This is a genomic window from uncultured Jatrophihabitans sp. (assembly GCF_964252635.1).
Classification (GTDB): domain Bacteria; phylum Actinomycetota; class Actinomycetes; order Mycobacteriales; family Jatrophihabitantaceae; genus Jatrophihabitans.
The window spans coordinates 24,342-39,335 of the sequence record NZ_CAXUNP010000011.1 but is presented as its reverse complement, the minus strand read 5'-3'; the positions used below and the strand labels follow the sequence as shown (position 1 = coordinate 39,335).

Here is a 14,994-nt window from a genome sequence, read left to right as displayed (position 1 = left end):
GACGATCTCCTCTGTTCGACGGATGCGTGCCTTGCTGCTGCTGTACCACCGAGTAACTCGTAGACCGACACTAGCGGCTCCCCAGGGTGTTCACTGGAGGAGATCGGCGACGCACCGGCCCACCCCGTCGGCCCTCGTCGAACTGCCCGACCCAGTGAGGAGTGCGCGTGACCCGCGACCGTTTCGGCATCATCACCGATGGCCTACCCAACCAGTTGCCCGACATAGACCGCGAGGAGACGCGGGAATGGCTGGAGTCCCTGGACGCGGCCATCGACTCGGACGGGCGGCAACGCGCCCGCTACCTGATGCTGAAACTGCTCGAGCGGGCCCGCGAGCGCCAGGTCGGGGTGCCGGGGCTGCGCAGCACCGACTACATCAACACCATCCCGCCCGAGCGCGAGCCGTGGTTCCCGGGCGACGAGGACATCGAGCGCCGCATCCGCGCCTACATCCGGTGGAACGCCGCCATCGCGGTGTCGCGGGCGAACAAGACCGTCGGCGTGGGCGGGCACATCGCCACCTACGCCTCGGCCGCCTCGCTGTACGAGGTCGGCTTCAACCACTTCTTCCGCGGCAAGGACTACGCCGACGCATCCGGGCAACCGGCCATGGGCGACCAGGTCTACTTCCAGGGTCACGCCGCCCCGGGCATCTACGCCCGTGCCTTCCTGGAGGGCCGGCTCACCGAGCAGCACCTCGACGGCTTCCGCCAGGAGGTGTCCAAGGCCCCGTACGGGGTGTCGTCCTACCCGCACCCGCGGCTCATGCCGCAGTTCTGGGAGTTCCCGACCGTCTCGATGGGCCTGGGCCCGATCGGCGCCATCTACCAGGCCCGGTTCAACCGCTACCTCAGCGCACGCGGGCTGGCCGACACCGCGAACTCGCACGTCTGGGCGTTCCTCGGCGACGGGGAGATGGACGAGGTCGAGTCGCTCGGCGCCATCGGCGTCGCGGCCCGCGAGGAGCTCGACAACCTGACCTTCGTCGTCAACTGCAACCTGCAGCGCCTGGACGGCCCGGTCCGCGGCAACGGCAAGATCATCCAGGAGCTGGAGGCGTACTTCCGGGGCGCCGGGTGGAACGTCATCAAGGTCGTCTGGGGCCGTGACTGGGACCCGCTGCTCGCCCGTGACGGCGACGGCGCGCTCGTGAACCAGATGAACCAGACGCCCGACGGCCAGTTCCAGACCTACACCGTCGAGAGCGGTGCCTACATCCGCGAGCACTTCTTCGGCACCGACCCGCGGCTGCGCAAGATGGTCGAGGACCTGTCCGACGACGAGCTGCGCAAGCTCTCACGCGGCGGGCACGACTACCGCAAGGTGTACGCGGCGTTCGAGGCCGCGCGGGCGCACACCGGGCAGCCGACCGTGATCCTGGCGCACACCGTCAAGGGCTGGACGCTCGAGTCCTTCGAGGGCCGCAACGCGACGCACCAGATGAAGAAGCTGAACGCGGCCGACCTGAAGGCGTTCCGCGACCGGCTTTACCTGCCGATCTCGGACAAGGAGCTCGAGGCCGACCTGCCGCCGTACTACCACCCCGGCGAGAAGTCCGACGAGATCCAGTACATGAAGGAGCGCCGCGCGGCCCTCGGCGGCGCGCTGCCCAAACGCGTCGTGCGGGCCAAGCCGCTGGCGCAGCCCGGTGACAAGGTCTACAGCGAGTTCCGCGGCGGGTCCGGCAAGCAGCAGGTGGCGTCGACGATGGCCACCGTCCGGTTGTTCAAGGACCTCATGAAGGACAAGGAGATCGGGGCGCGCTTCGTCCCGATCATCCCCGACGAGGCGCGGACGTTCGGCCTCGACGCGATCTTCCCGACCGCCAAGATCTACTCGCCGCACGGGCAGGAGTACGAGGCCGTCGACCGCGACCTGCTGCTGTCCTACAAGGAGTCGACCACCGGGCAGATCCTGCACGAGGGCATCTCCGAGGCCGGTTCGATGGCCTCGCTGATCGCGGCGTCCACGTCGTACGCCACGCATGCGACGCCGATGATCCCGTTCTACATCTTCTACTCGATGTTCGGGTTCCAGCGCACGGGCGACCAGTTCTGGCAGCTCGCCGACCAGCTCGGCCGCGGGTTCGTCCTGGGTGCGACGGCCGGCCGGACGACGCTGACCGGCGAGGGGCTGCAGCACGCCGACGGGCACTCGCTGCTGCTCGCCGCGTCGAACCCGGCGTGCGTGGCCTACGACCCGGCCTTCGCCTACGAGATCGCGCACATCGTCCGGGCCGGCCTGGCCCGCATGTACGGCGTGGGGGCGTTCTCCGGCACCGAGGTCAGCGACCACGACATCTTTTACTACCTGACGATCTACAACGAGCCGATCATCCAGCCGGCCGAACCCGCCGACCTCGACGTCTCGGCGTTGCTGCGCGGGATGTACCTGTTCTCCCCCGGGCTGCAGGACCAGGGCCGGCCGCGGGCGCAGCTGCTCGCGTCCGGCGTGGCGGCGCCGTGGGCCCTCGAGGCGCAGCGGCTGCTGGGCGAGGAATGGGGCGTCGACGCCGACGTCTGGTCGGTGACGTCGTGGAACGAGCTGCGTCGCGACGCGATCGACTGCGAGGAGCAGGCGTTGATGAACCCGGGCGAGGACGCGCCGGTGCCGTTCGTGACGTCCGCGCTCGCCGACACCACCGGGCCCGTGGTGGCGGTGTCGGACTTCATGCGCGCCGTCCCGGACCAGATCTCGCGGTGGGTGCCCAACGACTACACCTCGCTCGGCACCGACGGCTTCGGCTTCGCCGACACCCGCGGCGCGGCCCGGCGGTTCTTCCACGTGGACGCGCAGTCGATCGTCGTCGCCACGCTCGAGCAGCTGGCCCGCCGCGGCGAGGTCAAGCGCGAGGCGCCCCGCGAGGCGTTCGACCGCTACCAGCTCGGCTCGGTGACCGCGGCCGGGGCCGGCAACACGGAAGGCTCCGCGTAGCTTTCTTGCCTTTTCACATTCTCGGCCTTCCCCATCGTTGTGGGGGCAGCGCTTGTCAGTCGAGATGGTCGTGATCGGCCACGAAATCACGACCATCTCGACTGACAAGCCGGCTACTGTTCGGTTCAGCCGGCGGCGGTGGGGCCAAGCCCAGCGACGCCCAGAGCTGTTCGCTGGTCTGCGCCCAGCCTCGTGTGACGTCCGACCAGGTGACCCGCTCGACAGTCCTGACCTCCGTCCGTCGACGAAGGCGCTGTTCGCGCTTCTTCTCCGCCCAGCGCTCGTCAGCGGTGTACTTCTCCCGCCCGTCCGCCTCGAGCACCACGCCGTGGTCGGGCCAGCAGAGGTCGACGCGGTCGCCACCGAGCCATACCTGGAGTTCGGGCGGCGGGAACCCGTCGTCGTGCAAAGCAAGCCGGACCAGCGACTCAAGGGGCGACTCGGCGCGCGGGTCAACCAGGTCCAAGACCTCTCGGGCTCGACGTGTTCCAGGCCATCCCCGGGCGAGCTGCAACGCGCGCTCGAGCTCGGACACGGTGACAACGCCTTCCCGCAACGCTGCGTCTGCGGCCATCAGCGCGTCCCGACCGTCTTCTCGTCCTAGGTCGACCAGAGTGCGCGCGACGTCGCTGACTTCGACGCCCCACCATCGACTCATCTGCCAGCTGTCGAGGGTCGCGGCCTTCAGGTGCACGGTGCGTCGCACACCGATGCTGTCCGGCGCCCGGGACGTCAGCTCCGGTAGTCGCGGGACCATGAGGGTGGGCAGCCCGTGCAGGATCGCGGCGGTTCGGCCGGAGACGGCATCGTCCGGGCGGACCAGCGCGGCCGCTGTGCCCTGGACAGCGTGGTAGCGGCGTGCCGCAAGATGCGCGCCGGAGTTGCCGACGTCCGGCCCGTGCCGCAGGTCGACCGGCGCGACGACCCCGTATGCGGGTGCCGCCCACGCCCCACTACGGACAGCCCAGCGGTACCTGCTGCGCGTCACCCCCAACGCCCGCAGGTCGGCGACGCGGAGCACGAATCCGTGGACACTCGCGGCTCGGACGACCTCGCTCGAGTCGGCCAATTCCCACCAGAACCGGCCCCAGTCCGCGATGGGCGTCGTGCTCCCGGTCCGGGGGTAGCGCTCGTGTTCGCGGGCCTGCAGCAGCTCGACCATGCCGTCAGCATCGGACATCCTCGACCGCAGACAGCCGTTGTCCACACCCCCGATTCGCGCAGCTTGTCAGCTGAGATGGTCGCTGATCGCGCTCGAATCGTGACCATCTCAGCTGACAAGCGCCGCGAAGGGCGAGAATGGGGGGCGTGACCATCATCAAGATCAACGCCATCACCGTCGAGGCCGGCAGCGGCGACGAGCTCGCCCACCGCTTCGCGGCCCGCGCGGGCGCCGTCGACGACCAGGACGGGTTCGAGGGCTTCGAGCTGCTGAAGCCGGTCGACGACCGCACCACCTGGCTCGTCATCACCCGCTGGCGCGACGAGCAGGCCTTCGACGCCTGGGTGAACTCACCCGCGTTCGCGCATGGACACCGCAGCGCCGCCGAGCGCTCCGACGGCGAGGCCGCGCCCGCGAAACCGGTCGGCGTCCACAGCGAGGTCTGGAACTACGAGATCGCCGTGACGAACTGACCCGTCAGACCTTGAGCGATTTGCGCCAGGCCGAGTACGACCGCACCGGACCGCCGTTCGGCCGTGCCAGCCACGGCCAGGGGTGCACCTCGACGGGACGCAACGCGCCGGCGCGCGTCGCCCACCCCGGCACCGGCGCCCACGTGGTCGCCAGCTCGTAGTCGGCCAGCTCGTCGACGACCCGGCCGAGCCGGACCTCGAGCCGGCGCGTCGCCGCGAGCTCGCCCAGCGTCTCGGCCAGGAACACCAGGCGCTTGCCCGACAGCCGCAGCCGACGCAGCAACGGCTCGTCGAACACGAAGACGGCCGGACGGTCGGGGTCGGCGGCCAGCGCGGGATCGCCGGTGCCCAGCGACTCGGCGGTCAGCCAGACGGTCGCGCCGCCGCTGCCGTCGACCGCGGCCGGGCCCGCCGGCGTCTCCGCACGCCCGAGCTCGGGCCCGTCGACCGACGGCCCCCGGGACCCGTCGGGCCAATCCTCGATCGGGCACGCGTCCGACAGTGCGCACTCGCGGCACAGCTGCGGCGCCCGCTTCTGCACCTGCCAGCGGCTGAACCCGTACGGCTTGCCGCTCCCGGTGCCCACCGTCCACTGCCAGCCGAGCCGGTTGGCAGCGCGCGAGCCGTCGAGCAGGTGGACGAAGAACTCGTCCTCGCCGTCCCGCCACTCCGCCCCGGCGCGTACCGACCATTGCGAAGCCAGCCACATCCGGGTCTGGTTCACCAGCCAGCCGTTCTCGTGCAGCTCGCCGACGACGTGCTCCATGCAGCGCATCCGGGACGGCCAGGGCTCGCCCTCCCACGCGGCGGCAGCGGGCTGCTCGTTGCGCAACGGAGCCCCCAACGACGGGCCCACCCGCGCGTACAGGTGTCGCGCGTACTCCTGCCACAGCAGCTCGTCGCGGTAGCGGCGGCGGTCGTTGGGCGGCGCGTCGCCGACGGCCTTCCACACCTCGGGCAGCTGCAGCAGCCCGTGCCGGATGTAGGGCGACATCCGCGACGCGCCGCGACGGGACTCGGGCAGCACCTCGCTGCGACGGCGGGCGTAGTTCGTGATGTCGAGCGTGGCCAGCGCGGCGTCGGCCGCGGCCTGACCACCGGCGAAGGCACCGGGACGGATCCCGTCGGCGCCTTCCCTGGCGAGATGTCCGAGGTGCTCGGCCACCCACCGCACGACGTCCTCCTGCTCGGCGCCGTCGGCCACGGACGGGGGCGACTGCAGCACACTCATGTGCTGGGTCTGCCCACTTTCCCGATCAGCAGGCGGGGCGGCTCAGTAGCGCGCGCCGGCCACCTGGTCGCCGAGCGGGTCGAGCTCGGCGAGGTCGGACTCGTCGAGAACGACGTCCAGGGCGGCTACGTTCTGCTCGAGCCACGTCCGCCGCTTGGTGCCCGGGATCGGCACCACCGGTACCCCCAGCGCCGACGCGCGTTGCGTCACCCAGGCCAGCGCCACCTGCGCCGCGGTGGCACCCTTGCGCTCGGCGACGGAGACGACGACGTCGACGATGCGCTGGTTCGCGTCGCCGGCGTCACCCTGGAAGCGCGGGTTACGCGCACGGAAGTCCTGGTTGCCCAAGGACGACCGGTCGAGGACGCCGGTGAGGAACCCGCGGCCCAGCGGCGAGAACGGCACGAGCCCGACCCCGAGCTCCCGTAGGGCCGGCAGCACCGTCGTCTCGGGGTCCCGCGTGAAGATCGAGTACTCGCTCTGGACCGCGGCGATCGGGTGTACGGCGTGCGCGCGCCGCAGCAGGTCGTCGTCGACCTCGGACAGGCCGAGGTGACGGACCTTGCCCTCGTCGACGAGCTCGGCCATGGCGCCGACGGTCTCCTCGATCTCGGCGTCCTGCGGCGGGCGGTGCAGGTAGTACAGGTCGATGTGGTCGACCCCGAGCCGCGTCAACGAATCGGCACAGGCCTGCTTCACGTACGCGGCGGTCCCGTGGACCGTGCGACGGTCCCAGCCCAGCGTGTTGTCGATGCCGAACTTGGTGGCGAGCTCGACCTGGTCGCGACGGTCGTGCAGTGCGCGGCCGACCAGCACCTCGTTGTGCCCCGCGCCGTACACGTTCGCGGTGTCGATCAGCGTGACGCCGAGTTCGACGGCGCGGTTGATCACCGAGATCGACTCGTCCCAGTCGCCGGGTCCGTAGCTCTGGCTCATGCCCATGCAGCCGAGGCCCTGGATCGAGGTGGTCAGTCCGCCGAGGTTCGTTCGCTCCATGCGTCCACCGTACGAGGCCTCAGTCGAGCAGTGTCAGGACGAGATACCGGCCGCCGCCCAGCTCGTGCACCAACTCGTGCGCGGCGCGCTTCGGCACGGCTTCGACGGTGATCCGCACACCACCCACGGTCGCCGGCGGCGTCGTCGTACCAACGGACGTCGGCCCGTCCCCCAGCAGGGTGATCTGCACGAACCGCAGCGGCTCGGTGTCGGACGCGTTCGTCTCACGGTGCCGGATGCCGCCGCCCGTCGACTGCACCAGCAGCACACCCGGCCGGACGAAACGTTCGACGCCGTTCGAGTCCTCGTGGCGCAACGTGCCCGCCAGCACCCAGCTGACGATGTGCACGCCCCGGTGCCCGTGCCAGTCGAACCCCGCGCCCGGGTCGACCGTGTGCTCGTCGAGCCCGACGATCGGCCCGAACGCGACGTTGTCGGGGTCGTAGTGCGCGCCGGCGGAGAAGGTGTGCTTCGAGACGATGCCCGGCTGCACGCTCTCGTAGGTCACGCCCTCACTCCGTTCGGGCGGCCGAGCAATGACGTCCTTCGTTCGCTCCGCAAGCGTCGCTCACGCGGGTCGGTGGTCGTGATCGGCCGTCCAGGCGAGCAGGTCGTCGGCCGTCCACGTGTCGACGATCGACCCGACCGGCACCTCGCACCGGGCCGCCCGCTCGCACCCGTTGCCCTGCCACTCGAGCTGCCCGGGTGCGTGCGCGTCGGTGTCGATGCTGACCAAGCACCCCGCCTCGACGGCCTGCCGCAGCAACCGCGTCGGCGGGTCGAGCCGCTCGGGACGGGAGTTGATCTCGACGGCGACGCCGAACGCCTCGCACGCCGCGAACACGATGTCGGCGTCGAACTCCGACTCCGGGCGGGTGCCGCGCTCACCCGTCACCAGGCGCCCGGTGCAGTGGCCGAGCACGTCGGTGTTCGGGTTGGCGATCGCGGCCACCATGCGCGGGGTCATCTCGTCGCTCGGCATCCGCAGCTTGCCGTGGACGCTGGCCACCACCAGGTCGAGCCGAGCGAGCAGTGCCGGCTTCTGGTCCAGCGTGCCGTCGTCGTTGATGTTGACCTCGATGCCGGTGAGGATGCGGAACGGCGTTTCGCCGTCGTTCGCGTAGCCCTCGTTCAGCCCGGCGATCACGTCCAACTGCTTCTCCAGCCGCTCCGCCGACAACCCGTTGGCGACGGTCAGCGACGGGGAGTGGTCGGTGAGCACCATGTACTCGTGGCCGAGGCGCCGGGCGGCCGCCGCCATCTCGGGGATCGGCGAGCCGCCGTCGGACCAGTCGGAGTGCAGGTGGCAGTCACCGCGCAGCGCCTGCCGGATCGCCGCCGTCGCGTCGTCGGCCGGGTCGTTCTCCGACGCCTGCGCGGCCTCCAGGCGACGCAAATACTCCGGCTCCTCGCCGCGTACCGACTCGGTGACGCACAGCGCCGTCGTCTTGCCGATGCCCTTGACCTTGCCGATGGTGCCGGCCTCGACCCGGGCCGCGACCTCGTCCGGGCCGAGGTCCTCGACGACGTCGGCCGCGTTGCGGAACGCCTTCACCCGGAAGGACGGCTCGCGGGCCCGCTCGAGCAGGTAGGCGATCTGCTTGAGGTCGGCGACCGGGTCCCGTGCATCTGGCATATCCCGACCGTAGTGCGGCATGAAAGGCTGGTCGCGTGGTCAGCGAGTTGATGCCGCGTGCCGGTCTCGAGGTGGAGACGGTGCGGCGCATCGAACAGTCGATCGGGCGGCTGGCCACCCAGAGCGTCGCCCGCATGGACGAGAAGCTTCCGTGGTTCCGGGAGCTGCCCGCCGACCAGCGCTCCTGGGTGACCCTGGTGGCCCAGGCCGGCCTGCAGTCGTTCGTCGAGTGGGTGCGGACCCCGGACGACGTGCTGCGCCTGACCGGCGAGGTGTTCGCCGCCGCGCCGCAGGCCATGGCCAGCAGTGTCACGCTCGCCCAGACCGTCGAGCTGGTCCGCGAGGCCATCGCCGTCGCCGAGGCGCACGTGCCCGACCTCGCCGGGCCCACCGACGAGGCGCTGGTCCGCAACGAGCTGCTGCGCTTCAGCCGCGAAATCGCGTTCGCCGCTGCCCGCGTCTACGCCACCGCCGCCGAGAACCGCGGGTCCTGGGACCGGCGGCTCGAGGCGCTCGTCATCGACAACCTGGTCAGCGGCTCACTGGTCGGCGACCCGCTGCCCAGCCAGCTGGCCGCGCTGGGCTGGCAGGACTCGGGGGCCATCGTCAGCATCGTCGGCCCGGCGCCGAGCGGGCCGACCGACGTCGCCCTGACCGCCGTGCACACCCGCGCCGCGCGCCGCGGCCTCGACGCCATGGCCGGCCTGCACGCCGACCGCCTCGTCGTGGTCGTCGGCGGCGTCACCGACGGCGCGGCCGGGGCCCACGAGATTGCCACCCGGCTGCTGCCGGTGTTCGGTGACGGGCCTGTCGTGATCGGGCCGGTCGCCCCCGACCTGGCGGCGGCCGGCCGGGTCACCCGGGCCGCGCTCAGCGGGCTGCGCGCCGTGTCGGCCTGGCCGGGGGCGCCCCGGCCCGTCGACGCCGACGCCCTGCTGCCCGAGCGCGCGCTCGCCGGCGACGTCGAGGCCCGCGAGCAGCTGGTCACCGACGTGTACCGCCCACTGGTCGCCGCGGGGGGTGGGCTCGTCGAGACGGTGGCCGCCTTCCTCGACGCCGGCGGGGCGCTCGAGGCGACCGCCCGGGTGCTGTTCGTGCACGCCAACACCGTGCGGTACCGGCTGCGACGGGTCGCCGAGATCTGCGGCGAGGCACCCACCGACGCCCGCGGCGCACTCACCCTGCGGGTGGCCCTGGTCCTCGGGCGCCTCGACGACGCGGTTGTCTGAGCACTGCGTGATGCTGAGGTAATCCACAACCCGATCGGACGCCGACCGGCCACAGGACGGCAATCCACCCGTCACGACTGTCGATGTCCTACAAACCTGGCCCCGGAACGCTGTGAGTGTCACGGTCGCCATCCGGGCCCGACCAGGACGAAGCTGTAGGTCGTGATAGCCGTATTCGCCCCGGGGCAGGGCGCGCAGTCGCCCGGCATGCTCAGCCCGTGGCTCGAGCTCGACGGCGTGCGTGAGCAGGTCGCCGCATTCTCCGAGGCCACCGGGCTCGACCTCGAGCGGCTCGGCACCACCGCCGACGCCGACGAGATCACCGACACCGCCGTCACCCAGCCGCTGCTCGTGGCGCTCGGCGTCATCGCCGCCGAGCAGCTCGGGCTCGCCGACGCCGAGGAACGGGTCGTCGCCGGCCACAGCGTCGGCGAACTGACCGCCGCCGCGGTCGCCGGCGCGCTGTCACCCGTCGACGCCGTCACCTTCGCCGGCCGTCGCGGCGCCGAGATGGCCGCAGCCTGCGCGCTGACGCCCAGCGGCATGTCCGCGGTGCTCGGCGGCGGCGACCCCGACGCGGTCGCGGCCGCCATCGAGGCGGCCGGGCTGACCCCCGCCAACCGCAACGGCGCCGGCCAGATCGTCGCCGCCGGCGCGCTCGACGCCCTCGAGGCGTTCGCCGCGAACCCGCCCGAAGGCATCCGCGCCGTCCGACCGTTGAAGGTCGCCGGGGCGTTCCACACCCACTTCATGGCCCCCGCGGAGCAGGCCCTCGGCTCCTACGCCGAGACGATCGACATCGCCGACCCGCACCCGATCCTGCTGTCCAACGCCGACGGCTCGGCGCTGACCTCGGGCCGCGAGCTGCTGGCCCGGCTCGTCCGTCAGGTCACCCTGCCCGTGCGCTGGGACCTCTGCCTGGCCACCTGCGCGCACCTCGGGGTCACCGCCGCGATCGAACTGGCGCCGGCCGGCGTGCTGACCGGCATCGCCAAGCGCGAGCTCAAGGGCGTCGAGCTGGTCGCCGTCAAGACCCCCGACGACCTCGACGCCGCACGCACGCTCGTGGCCAGCCGCCCGCAGCACGGCCAGGGCGAGCACACCCCCGACTTCCGCGTCGTGGTCATGCCGTCCAAGGGCGTGTTCACCCGCGCCGACGCGCTCGACGAGGGCACGAAGGTCGATCGCGGCACGCAGATCGGGACGGTGCGCACCAACCGGTCCGAAGAGGTCATCCTGGCCGGGGCCAGTGGCGTGCTCGACGAGTGGTTGCGCCACGACGGGGACATCGTCGCCGCGGGGTTACCCGTGGCCCGGCTGTCGTCGGGGACGGAGGCGTCATGACGCTCTCGCTGACCACCGGCCCGGCCGGCACCCGCATCCTGGGCCTGGGCCACTACCGGCCGACCAACGTCGTCACCAACCACGACCTCATCGCGCGCGGCGTCGACACCGACGACGCGTGGATCAAGAGCCGGGTCGGCATCGCCGAACGCCGCTGGGCCGACCCCGACGAGACGGTCGTGGACATGGCCGAGCAGGCCGGCAGCAAGGCGCTGGCCGCCAGCGGCGTGTCCCCCGAGGACGTCGACCTCGTCATCGTCGCCACCTGCACGATGCCGACGCCGGTGCCGGGCGCCGCCCCGAACGTCGCCACCCGCCTCGGCATCGACTCCCCGGGCGCCTACGACGTCAACTCCGGCTGCTCCGGCTTCGTCTACGCGGTCAACGCCGCCTCCGCCGCCGTGCTCACCGGCCAGGCCCGGCACGCGCTGGTCATCGCGTCCGAACGCTTCTCCGGCTGGCTGGACATGGCCGACCGCTCGACCTGCATCATCCTCGGCGACGGCGCCGGCGCGGCCGTCGTCGGCCCGTCCGACTCCCCCGGGTTCGGCCCGGTCGTGTGGGGCAGCGACGGTGCGCAGTACGACACGGTCACCATCGACGAGCAGAGCCGGTTCTTCCGCCAGGAGGGCCAGGCCGTGTATCGCTGGGCCACCGGAGAGATGGCCCCGGTCGCGCTCGAGGCCTGCGAGCGGGCCGGCGTCGCCATCGAGGACATCGCCGCCTTCGTGCCGCACCAGGCCAACCTGCGCATCATCGACGCACTGGCCCGCCGCATCGGGTTGCCGAACGCCGTCGTCGCCCGCGACATCGAGACGTCCGGCAACACCTCGGCCGCCACCATCCCGCTCGCGCTCTCGCGCATGGTCGAACGCGGCGAGGTGCCCTCCGGTGCGCCCGTGCTGCTGCTCGGCTTCGGCGCCGGCCTGGCCTTCGCCGGCCAGGTCGTGCTCGCCCCCTGACGTCCGCGGCACCCGCCGGGTACGGCGTCACCGACCCGCATCACCAGCACCACCCGACAGCACCACCCGATGAGAGAGGACCACCCCAGTGCCCAGTGCCGACGAGATCCGTTCCGGCCTCGCCTCCATCCTCAACGACGTCGCCGACGTCGAGCCCGGCGACGTCAGCGACGAGAAGAGCTTCGTCGACGACCTCGACGTCGACTCGCTGTCGATGGTCGAGGTGGCGATGGCGGCCGAGGAGCAGTTCGGCGTCAAGATCCCCGACGACGAGCTGCCCAAGCTCAAGACCGTCGGCGACGCCGTCAAGTACATCGAGTCGAACGCCTGACAATGGCCACGCATGAGGACGTCGTCGTCACCGGGCTCGGCGCCACCACGCCGCTCGGTGGCGACGTCGCCACGTTCTGGTCCGGCCTGCTCGAAGGACGGTCCGGCGCCGTCGCCCTGACCGACGACTGGGCCACCGACCTGACCGTGCGCATCGCCGCCCCGATGGCCGTCGACCCGGCCGAGGTGCTGCCGCGCAAGCAGGCCCGCCGGCTCGACCGCAGCGAGCAGGCCGCGCTGGTCGCCGCCCACGAGGCCTGGGCCGACGCCGGGTTCGAGGGCACCGCCTCCGAGGCCGGGCTCGAACCCACCCGCGTCGCGGTCGTCATGGGCACCGGTATCGGCGGCGTCACCAGCCTGCTGGCCCAGTACGACACCATGCTGGAGAAGGGACCCGGCCGTGTCTCCCCGCTGCTGATCCCGATGAACATGCCGAACGGCCCGGCTGCCTACGTCGGGCTCGACATCGGCGCCCAGGCCGGCGTGCACACCTGCGTCAGCGCCTGCGCGTCCGGGTCCGAGGCGGTCGCGTACGGCCTGGACCTGCTGCAGCTCGACCGCGCCGACGTCGTGCTCGTCGGCGGCACCGAGGCCTGCATCCACCCGCTGAACATCGCCGGGTTCGCGCAGATGCGCGCGATGTCGACCCGCAACGACGAACCGCAGGCCGCCTCCCGGCCGTGGGACAAGGGCCGCGACGGCTTCGTCCTCGGTGAGGGCGCGGGTGCCCTCGTACTCGAGCGCGCGTCGTCGGCCGCCGCACGGGGCCGCACGCCGTACGCGGTGCTCGCCGGCGCCGGCATCACCTCCGACGCCTACGACATCGTCCAGCCCGACAAGTCCGGACAGGTGCGCGCGCTCGAGCTCGCGATCCGCCGTTCAGGGCTCGGTTTCGACGACATCGTCCACGTCAACGCCCACGCCACGTCGACGCCCGTCGGCGACATGGGCGAGGCGGGCGCCGTCGCCGATCTGTTCGGTGAGGACACCGTCGTCACCGGCACCAAGTCGATGACCGGGCACCTGCTCGGCGCCGCCGGTGCCATCGAGTCGGTCGCCACCGTGCTCTCGGTGTTCCACGACGTCGTGCCACCGACCATCAACCTCGACGACCCGGACGACGAGCTCAAGCTCGACGTCCCGCGCGAGGCCCGCGAGATGCGCGTCACCGCCGCCGTCAACGACTCCTTCGGCTTCGGCGGCCACAACGCGTCCCTCGTGTTCCGCAAGGCCTGAGTCCAGGAGAACCCATGACCGCCCTCGCCACTCCCCCGGCCGTCGAGCAACGCGACCCGCGCGACCCGGTCCTGCGCCTCGAGCACCTGTTCGACGTCGGCACCACCGAGCTGCTGCGTCCGCGTGACGACAGCGGCGTGGTGGCCGCCCGCGGGCGCATCAACGGCAACCCGACGATCTCCTACTGCACCGACGCCACCGTTATGGGCGGCGCGATGGGCGAGGCCGGGTGCCGGCACATCGTCGACGCGATCGACACCGCCGTCCGCGAGCGGGTGCCGGTCATCGGGCTCTGGCACTCCGGCGGCGCGCGCCTGGCCGAGGGGGTGCTGGCCCTGCACGCGGTGGGCCTCGTCTTCCAGGCCATGATCCGCGCCTCCGGCCGGGTCCCACAGATCTCGGTCGTGCTCGGCCCGGCCGCCGGCGGTGCGGCGTACGGCCCGGCCCTGACCGACGTCGTGATCATGTCGACGGGCGGGCGCGTGTTCGTCACGGGCCCGGACGTCGTCCGGTCGGTCACCGGCGAGAACGTCGACATGGAGTCCCTCGGCGGCCCCGACACCCACGGCCGGCGCTCCGGCGTCGTGCACGTCGTCACCGACGACGAGGAGGCCGCCTACGCCGCGGCGCAGTCGGTCACCTCCCTGCTGGCGCGGCAGGGCAGCTTCGACCTCACCCAGCTCGGCCCCGACCACGACATCAAGTCGTTGCTGCCCGACAACCCCAAGCGCGCCTACGACGTGCACCCGATCGTCGCGGCGCTGCTCGACGAGGGCGGTTTCCTGGAGCTGCACGAGAAGTGGGCCCCCAACATCGTCACCGGGCTCGGTCGGCTGACCGGCCGGACGGTCGGCGTGATCGCCAACAACCCGCTGCGGCTCGGCGGCTGCCTGGACTCGCCGTCGGCCGAGAAGGCGGCCCGCTTCGTGCGGATGTGCGACGCGTTCGGTGTGCCGCTGGTCGTGCTCGTCGACGTCCCCGGCTACCTGCCCGGCGTCGGCCAGGAGTGGGACGGCATCGTGCGTCGCGGCGCCAAGCTGCTGCACGCGTTCGGCGAATCGGTGGTGCCGCGGGTGACGTTGGTGACCCGTAAGACCTACGGCGGCGCCTACATCGCTATGAACTCGCGCTCGCTCGGGGCGACGAAGGTCTTCGCGTGGCCGGAGGCCGAGGTCGCCGTCATGGGCGCGTCGGCCGCGGTCGGCATCCTGCACCGCAAGAAGCTCGCCGCGGCACCGCCCGGTGAGCGGGAGGCGCTGCACGCGTCGCTGGCCGCCGAGCACGAGCGCATCGCCGGCGGCGTCGGTCGGGCCATGGAACTCGGGGTCGTCGACGAGCTGATCGAGCCGCGGCACACCCGGGCCGCGCTGGCCCAGGCCCTGGCCGAGGCGCCCAGCGGCCGCGGCGCGCACGGCAACATCCCGCTGTGACGGCGATCCCGTTGCGCGGTTGCCTACGT

Annotated in this window: 13 protein-coding genes; 8 read left to right on the top strand and 5 right to left on the bottom strand. The window is 72.0% G+C overall.

Going from position 1 to position 14,994, the window contains the following annotated elements:
• Nucleotides 1–161 precede the first annotated feature (161 nt).
• The gene (aceE, locus tag ACFFCA_RS07110) at nucleotides 162–2,936 is read left to right on the top strand and encodes a pyruvate dehydrogenase (acetyl-transferring), homodimeric type (RefSeq protein ID WP_375483209.1); all 2,775 of its coding nucleotides are present in this window, start codon (nucleotides 162–164) and stop codon (nucleotides 2,934–2,936) included.
• A 55-nt stretch (nucleotides 2,937–2,991) separates the two neighbouring features.
• Here the strand turns inward: aceE and ACFFCA_RS07105 are convergent, their stop codons facing one another.
• Nucleotides 2,992–4,116, bottom strand: coding sequence for a hypothetical protein (locus ACFFCA_RS07105; protein WP_375483207.1), 1,125 nt, complete (start codon nucleotides 4,114–4,116; stop codon nucleotides 2,992–2,994).
• A 128-nt stretch (nucleotides 4,117–4,244) separates the two neighbouring features.
• Between ACFFCA_RS07105 and ACFFCA_RS07100 the strand changes: the two genes are divergently transcribed.
• On the top strand, nucleotides 4,245–4,571 hold the full coding sequence (locus tag ACFFCA_RS07100; RefSeq protein WP_375483205.1) for an antibiotic biosynthesis monooxygenase family protein: 327 nt from the start codon (nucleotides 4,245–4,247) through the stop codon (nucleotides 4,569–4,571).
• 4 nt (nucleotides 4,572–4,575) lie between these two features.
• Here ACFFCA_RS07100 and ACFFCA_RS07095 read toward each other — a convergent pair whose 3' ends face one another.
• The 4 genes from ACFFCA_RS07095 to ACFFCA_RS07080 are packed head-to-tail and all read right to left on the bottom strand — an operon-like array spanning nucleotide 4,576 to nucleotide 8,434.
• Nucleotides 4,576–5,802 carry an FAD-binding domain-containing protein gene (locus ACFFCA_RS07095; protein ID WP_375483203.1) on the bottom strand — a complete coding sequence of 409 codons (1,227 nt, stop codon included), beginning with the start codon at nucleotides 5,800–5,802 and terminating at the stop codon, nucleotides 4,576–4,578.
• Between the two features lie 42 nt (nucleotides 5,803–5,844).
• Nucleotides 5,845–6,798, bottom strand: coding sequence for an aldo/keto reductase (locus ACFFCA_RS07090; RefSeq protein WP_375483201.1), 954 nt, complete (start codon nucleotides 6,796–6,798; stop codon nucleotides 5,845–5,847).
• 19 nt (nucleotides 6,799–6,817) lie between these two features.
• Nucleotides 6,818–7,306, bottom strand: coding sequence for a pirin family protein (locus tag ACFFCA_RS07085; RefSeq protein WP_375483199.1), 489 nt, complete (start codon nucleotides 7,304–7,306; stop codon nucleotides 6,818–6,820).
• Nucleotides 7,307–7,366: 60 nt separating this feature from the next.
• Nucleotides 7,367–8,434 carry a PHP domain-containing protein gene (locus ACFFCA_RS07080; protein WP_375483197.1) on the bottom strand — a complete coding sequence of 356 codons (1,068 nt, stop codon included), beginning with the start codon at nucleotides 8,432–8,434 and terminating at the stop codon, nucleotides 7,367–7,369.
• Between the two features lie 50 nt (nucleotides 8,435–8,484).
• Here ACFFCA_RS07080 and ACFFCA_RS07075 point away from each other — a divergent pair, with 50 nt between their 5' ends.
• The 6 genes from ACFFCA_RS07075 to ACFFCA_RS07050 all read left to right on the top strand — a co-directional run bounded on the left by ACFFCA_RS07075 (nucleotide 8,485) and on the right by ACFFCA_RS07050 (nucleotide 14,965).
• Nucleotides 8,485–9,663: a PucR family transcriptional regulator gene (locus ACFFCA_RS07075; RefSeq protein ID WP_375483366.1), complete on the top strand. Its 1,179-nt coding sequence runs from the start codon at nucleotides 8,485–8,487 to the stop codon at nucleotides 9,661–9,663.
• A 162-nt stretch (nucleotides 9,664–9,825) separates the two neighbouring features.
• Nucleotides 9,826–11,007, top strand: coding sequence for an ACP S-malonyltransferase (locus ACFFCA_RS07070; protein WP_375483195.1), 1,182 nt, complete (start codon nucleotides 9,826–9,828; stop codon nucleotides 11,005–11,007).
• A complete protein-coding gene (locus ACFFCA_RS07065) occupies nucleotides 11,004–11,969 on the top strand; it encodes a beta-ketoacyl-ACP synthase III (protein WP_375483193.1) in 966 nt (321 codons plus the stop codon). Before ACFFCA_RS07070 ends, ACFFCA_RS07065 begins: the two co-directional genes overlap by 4 nt.
• A gap of 88 nt (nucleotides 11,970–12,057) precedes the next feature.
• Entirely contained in the window at nucleotides 12,058–12,300 is a 243-nt protein-coding gene (locus tag ACFFCA_RS07060) for an acyl carrier protein (RefSeq protein WP_375483191.1), read from the top strand.
• A 2-nt stretch (nucleotides 12,301–12,302) separates the two neighbouring features.
• Nucleotides 12,303–13,535 (top strand): beta-ketoacyl-[acyl-carrier-protein] synthase family protein, encoded by a 1,233-nt coding sequence (locus ACFFCA_RS07055; protein WP_375483189.1) that lies wholly within the window; start codon nucleotides 12,303–12,305, stop codon nucleotides 13,533–13,535.
• A 14-nt stretch (nucleotides 13,536–13,549) separates the two neighbouring features.
• On the top strand, nucleotides 13,550–14,965 hold the full coding sequence (locus ACFFCA_RS07050) for an acyl-CoA carboxylase subunit beta (RefSeq protein WP_375483187.1): 1,416 nt from the start codon (nucleotides 13,550–13,552) through the stop codon (nucleotides 14,963–14,965).
• Nucleotides 14,966–14,994 lie beyond the last annotated feature (29 nt).